The organism is Ancylomarina subtilis (genome assembly GCF_004217115.1).
Classification (GTDB): domain Bacteria; phylum Bacteroidota; class Bacteroidia; order Bacteroidales; family Marinifilaceae; genus Ancylomarina; species Ancylomarina subtilis.
The window spans coordinates 1-5123 of record NZ_SHKN01000009.1; the positions used below are offsets into that span (position 1 = coordinate 1).

6 protein-coding genes are annotated in these 5123 nt (G+C 32.8%); all 6 read left to right on the forward strand.

The annotated features are described in order from the left end of the window. The first annotated feature begins 117 nt into the window (after nt 1-117). The 6 genes from EV201_RS16255 (at nt 118) to EV201_RS16465 (ending at nt 4832) form a co-directional block, all read left to right on the forward strand. Nucleotides 118-1140, forward strand: coding sequence for an AlbA family DNA-binding domain-containing protein (locus EV201_RS16255; protein ID WP_130308705.1), 1023 nt, complete (start codon nt 118-120; stop codon nt 1138-1140). Between the two features lie 618 nt (nt 1141-1758). After that, nucleotides 1759-2076, forward strand: a complete 318-nt coding sequence (locus tag EV201_RS16260) for a hypothetical protein (RefSeq protein WP_130308706.1) — start codon at nt 1759-1761, stop codon at nt 2074-2076. Between the two features lie 282 nt (nt 2077-2358). Continuing rightward, on the forward strand, nt 2359-2742 hold the full coding sequence (locus EV201_RS16265) for a hypothetical protein (RefSeq protein WP_130308707.1): 384 nt from the start codon (nt 2359-2361) through the stop codon (nt 2740-2742). 256 nt (nt 2743-2998) lie between these two features. After that, the gene (locus EV201_RS16270) at nt 2999-3685 is read left to right on the forward strand and encodes a RipA family octameric membrane protein (RefSeq protein ID WP_130308708.1); all 687 of its coding nucleotides are present in this window, start codon (nt 2999-3001) and stop codon (nt 3683-3685) included. A 1-nt stretch (nt 3686) separates the two neighbouring features. Further along, nucleotides 3687-4274 (forward strand): hypothetical protein, encoded by a 588-nt coding sequence (locus tag EV201_RS16275; protein WP_130308709.1) that lies wholly within the window; start codon nt 3687-3689, stop codon nt 4272-4274. Between the two features lie 399 nt (nt 4275-4673). Then, complete coding sequence (locus EV201_RS16465; RefSeq protein ID WP_165389691.1) at nt 4674-4832, forward strand: hypothetical protein; 159 nt, start codon at nt 4674-4676, stop codon at nt 4830-4832. Nucleotides 4833-5123 lie beyond the last annotated feature (291 nt).

A 5123-nucleotide genomic window follows, 5' to 3' on the forward strand; every position in this document is an offset into this window, starting at 1 on the left:
ATATAGTTTGCATAATATCTGCGTTTTATTAACTTTATGTTCGCTTTGATAAGGCGGTCGTTTTATATCCCGCCGACAACTTAGCAAGCCCGTTGTAGGGCATAAAAACTAACAGACATGGAATTTGCAAAATCATACTTTGGAAAAGAATTAGAAGAACTAGTTTATCAAGACTTAGTCGATTTTTTTATTGAAGAAAAAGATGAATCTGACAAAATTGAATTCAAGGCTTTTTCTGCGAAATATGGAAATTTAAATAAAAACTTAGAAGGAGTAATTAGGGGTATATGTGCCTTAGTTAATTCTAATGGTGGTATTTTGATTTGGGGAGCGCCTGAAGGAACTACTGTAGCAGGTAGAGCAGAGAAAGTTTTTGTTGGTGATTTATCACCAGTGAATGAACGCAAAGAAAAAGATTGGTTAATCAATAAAATATCAGATTCTATAACTCCTTTACCAGTTGGAATAAAAGTGCGAATTCTGGAAAACGAGGGTAATTATGTGTATGTTTTTGAAGCAGAATCAAGTGACTACAAACCACACCAATATAAAAATACATATTTAGCAAGACTTGATGGACAAACGAAACCTGCACCTCATTATTTAATCGAATCTTTATTCAAGCAAATAAAATATCCGAATATTGAGGGACATATTAAGTTGACTCAAATATCGCATGATGGTAATCATTACTTTCTTGATTTAACGATATTCCTTTTTAATTTTTCACAGCTTCAAAATGAAGAGAATATATCATTTAGATTAACTTGTCCTCAAGGTGTGTTTGTTAAAGCAAACAATCCAAACTACGCAAAAATGTACGGTTATCAAGGACATCAACTCATCTTTAATGACTTTAGTTCTGTTTTGCACTTTGGAGCTCCTAATATGCATAGTGAAAGATTGATGTTTAATCCACAAACAACAAGAGAAGTAGATTTACTATTATCCTTTGGAGGTAAAAATTCTCCACTTAAAACGACAAGCTATAAATTGAATTTGGCAAATATTGATTGGAATAATACGAATAATCCAAGATATCTAATTGTTGAGAAAGAGGAAAATAAAACAATGGCTGAAAAGCAAGCCGAACTAGGTACGACTAGAGAGGATTCTTTAAGAAATATTTTGGAGGAATAAATTACGCCCTACAACATTTTGTAAATTGCATTGCGGGGTTTGTGAACGTGCGAGATTTCTCGTCTCACATCAACACTTCCTCGGTTTGACAAGAAAAAACAACGAATATCGCAACGGCAACTTACAATTTACCGTTACAAGCAATTAAAAAAAAGAGATCGATTTTCGTGATTGTCATTTTATAATTAAAAGGATCGATCTCTTTTTTGTGCCCACAGGAAAGCTTGCAGCATTGCTTCTCTCTCATACATTTTTTCTGAAATAGATCCCGGATGTTTTAACCAAGTGAGCCCTGGCTTGCAAACCCGGGCGAAGTGTCCCAACATGCTTGTAACAAAAGCTAAATTGCAGCGGGGGATATATAGTTTGCATAATATCTGCGTTTTATTAACTTTATGTTCGCTTTGATAAGGCGGTAGTTTTATATCCCGCCGACAACTTAGCAAGCCCGTTGGCAACAATGTAGAAAAGCCTCAGCTGATAATGACGGAAATATTGTTGAGTCTCTGATAAAATAAAAAAAAGATTATGTACTGATAGACTGTTTTAAGCTGGGACAACTTGATTTTCTGTTGGCTAAAAAACAAATTAAGAAAAAAAACATTTAACTGATTCTATATGAATTTTCGAAAAGATTTAGAAACTTCTTTATTCTATTTTGGGTTTAGAGTATGTAAAAAGAGAAAAAACTTAAACTTCTTAAAATTAGATGAAAATAATTTTCTCTTGATACAAATATTTGAAAGGGGAGAAACAGCAGATTTAATCCATGCAAAATTCCATTCGGAAGATGATCCTTGCAATTCAGAACCATATTGGGAAGAGTCTTTGAAACTTGGATTCACACCAGAATCAGATAGCCAAATTTTGAGAAATTTTATTAAAGAATACGAAAATAAAAAAAACACTGTTGCCAACACACGCTATATACCATAGGCGGGCAGTGGGTTTTCGAAAGTTTTTTGCTTTTAAAGAGCACCGGCAAGGTAGCCATTTTAGAATAGTTATAGTTAAATATAATCCTAAAATAGCTACCTTTCCTTTTTATAAAATTTGAAACATAAATCAACTAAGGCGCCTACGTTACATAGCGCCATCCGTTGTAAAGCATTCCCCCTATAGTAAAACCATAGATTTTTCAAGTTAACGGTTGAAATTTAGAGGGTGATTTAAAAGTTGAAAATTTACCGTTAGTCAGAATTTTAAAAGAACAGCAATATGGAAAATATAAAAAGTGAACGAATCAGAATTTCATTAATGTTCTTAGTAATGCTGATAGGTTTTATGATTTATGTGATAAGACAGTTTGTTGAACCTGTTGAAATGACAATTGGAGTGTTTAATACGGTTTCTGTTTGGATAGCAGTATCATTATTACCCGTTCTCATTCCGCTTCTGTATGATAATAAAGCGATGAAAATATTGACTCTTATTTTTGGAGGAATGATAATGCTGATTGATATTGCTTTGCCTTTAATGGTAATTATTGGAAATGAAATGAATGAACCAATAACATGGGGGATTATAATGGTTACAATATGTTGCGTTTCTGGTTTGATAGGTATGCTACAGACATTGAACTGGATTAAGACTTCAAGCTGAAATAGTGTATGAAAACGCTTTACAACAAAAGCTAAATTTCATGGGCGGTGATGCGCAGTTTGAAAATTTAGTTCAACTAATAAACACCAGCAAGCCAATTAAAATTGGTTTGTTCAAAATATAAACAATTTCACTCGGCTTGCTTATTTAGCGGTTTGATAAGACAACAGTTTTTAATCGCCCACGCAACTTAGCAAGACCGTTGTGTGCCATATAAACAGAGCTCCCTCAGAATCGAATTGTAATCAAATTAAATATGAATCTTATAGAATTATTTAAAAGTATTGGGACATTCTTTTATTCATCAAAAGAATCTGAATTAAGGGATTTTTCAGAAGAAGAATATATTCAAACATTTGTAGCTAATAAAAAACTTGAGGAGCTTAAAGAAACTTACCAAAAAGCTTGGGAAGCGAAGAATTTTGAAATTGAGAATTATTGGAAACGAGCGAATTATTTTTGGGCATTTCAAGTAGCTTCATTTGCTGGTTATTTTGCTGTATTAAGTTCAAAATCGTATGAGAAAACTCCGCAGATTTTATTTTTTGTAGTTTGTATTGGTTTTATTTCTGCTTTAGCATGGGTTTTTATAAATATTGGAAGTAAGACATGGCAACGACACTGGGAGAACCATGTTGATATGCTTGAAGATAAAGTAACTGGACCTTTATATAAAATTGTTACAGCTAATAAAACGTATTCGGTGTCAAAGATTAATGATATTGTAAGTCGATTCTTTGCGGTAATATGGATTATTCTTGGAATTCAGTATTTCGCAAATCATCTAACTTTCAAGTGGTCTGGAATAACAAATGTGGATTATCTGATTTTATTAAGCTCAATAGCTACTATATATTTTGCAGGAGCAATGATATTTGGTCATGGTAGAGGTCGATTTGGAAGTAGGGATGTGAAATTTTATAAACGAAAACCTCAAGATTAAAATGTGGTCAATTTTTAAAGACTTTATAGAAAATCAATTCATTTCTAGTTCAATAGGATTTGGAGGTTTTATAATGGCTTTATTGTCATTATTTATCCATTATAAAAATAGAACTACTAATAAAAAAACATATTACCTGAACAGAGATAATAATAGGAAGAGTTCTATCGAGTTACTTCATATATCGGCGACACAAGTAGAAAGTTCTATAATTAACAAATTAGTAGTTTTCAATCCCAGTTCAAATGGCCTTATTTTACAGAGTCTACAAGTATTTAAAGAATACAAGAGTAATTTTCCCATATTGCAAGAATATGGACTTATTAAAAAATGGGATAAGGTCAAGTCTACTTGGTGGCCGACTACAGACGAAAGTAATTTAGAACCTAGATTTGTTGAAGATGAGTTTAGAAATTTGTTTGTCAAAGATATTCGATTGATAGTAGTATCAATTGACGGATATATTGATAGAGATTTATATAAATTCCATTTAAAGACAGGTCATGAAGAAATAAGTCGAATTACAACAATAAATGGATTTCAAACTCAATTTGCACATGACTTTTATCGAAAATATAAAAAGGACTAAATGAAATACGGCACACAACACTTTGTATAAGTAATGGCAGGCGATGTGGTAAATATCAAGGATTGTAGCCCGCTCAAACTGCGTAGCGATTTGACAGGAAATTACCACGCAATCTGCCACTACTCATACAATTTACCGTTACCATTCATTGCACTAAACAGATGAATCAAATGACAGCCTATGGAAAAGAGTGTGAAACTATTAATATAATTCTTGCTATGTGCAATTTTTTTGATATTGGATAGCGATCATTTATCAACTAATATAATATTTGGAATGTAAACACATTAAAATAAGATTAATAGGGTTGTTGGTAGTTTGATTTTATAAGTAATTCAAGACGGGAGATTAACTTATCCAATCACTAAGCGAGTTGACTTAAATTTTAGAGCAGGTTATTTGTCTTTTAGAGCAGCTGACTTCAATTTTAGAGCAGGTTATTTGTCTTTTAGAGCAGCTGACTTGAATTTTAGAGCAGTTGACTTAAATTTTAGAGCAGGTTATTTGATTTTGGATGGAAGTGAAAAGAACATAACACGTACCGTTTTGTTTAAATAATTCGAAATATTAGATGGAATAAGCAACGAAATGGTAACAAAAGCTAAATTTCATGGGCGGCGGCGAGTCGTTTGAGATTTAGTTCAATTAAGAAACACCAGCAAGCCATATAAATCGGTTTGCTTAAAAATATAAACAAATTTACGCGGCTTGCTTCTTAGGCGGTTTGATAAGGCAACTGTTTTAATCGCCCACGAAACTTAGCAAGACCGTTAGGGGTCATTGCCTGACTTTGTTTTTAAATTTTCGCTTCGATTCCAGGCAAGAGAAAGCAAGCTATAGGCAACAGCG